Annotated in this window: 1 protein-coding gene and 1 pseudogene; both read left to right on the top strand. The window is 69.2% G+C overall.

Annotated features, from left to right (window positions below):
• A pseudogene (locus ACFPIH_RS56430) lies at positions 1-173 on the top strand (L-arabinose isomerase); the annotation flags it as partial.
• A gap of 31 nt (positions 174-204) precedes the next feature.
• Positions 205-542, top strand: a 338-nt coding sequence (locus ACFPIH_RS56435) for a class II aldolase/adducin family protein (RefSeq protein WP_381188195.1), incomplete at its 3' end; no start/stop codon positions are given.

Below are 542 nucleotides of genomic sequence, written 5' to 3' on the forward strand. Positions count from 1 at the left end.
GAGCCCCCCACCACACCGTGCTCAGTACGGCCGTCGACCTCGAGACCCTGACCGACTACGCCGCCATGACCGGCGTCGAACTGCTCACCATCGACGAGAACACCACCACCGACCAGTTCGCCAAGGAGATCCGCTGGAACGCCGCCTACCACCGCCTCGCCCAGGCCCTGTGACGGCCATGAACAGCACCCAAGGAGACAGCCGATGACGGTGCGAGTCCGCGACGGTCTGCGGCGAGAGGTACTGGACGCGAACCTGGCCATTCCCCAGGTCGGCCTGGCAACACTGACCTGGGGCAACGTGAGCGGCGTCGACCGCGAGGCAGGGGTCTTCGTCATCAAGCCCTCCGGCGTCCCCTACGAGGCCCTCGCCCTCGACGACCTGGTGACCGTCCGCCTCTCCGACGGCCAGGTCGTCGACGGGAACCTGCGCCCCTCCACCGACACCGAGACCCACCGCTGCCTCTACCTGGCCTTCCCCTCCATCGGCGGCATCACCCACACCCACTCCACCCACGCCGTCGCCTTCGCCCAGGCCCGCCG

Origin of the sequence: Streptomyces vulcanius, assembly GCF_042653945.1 — a bacterium.
GTDB lineage: Bacteria > Actinomycetota > Actinomycetes > Streptomycetales > Streptomycetaceae > Streptomyces > Streptomyces mangrovi.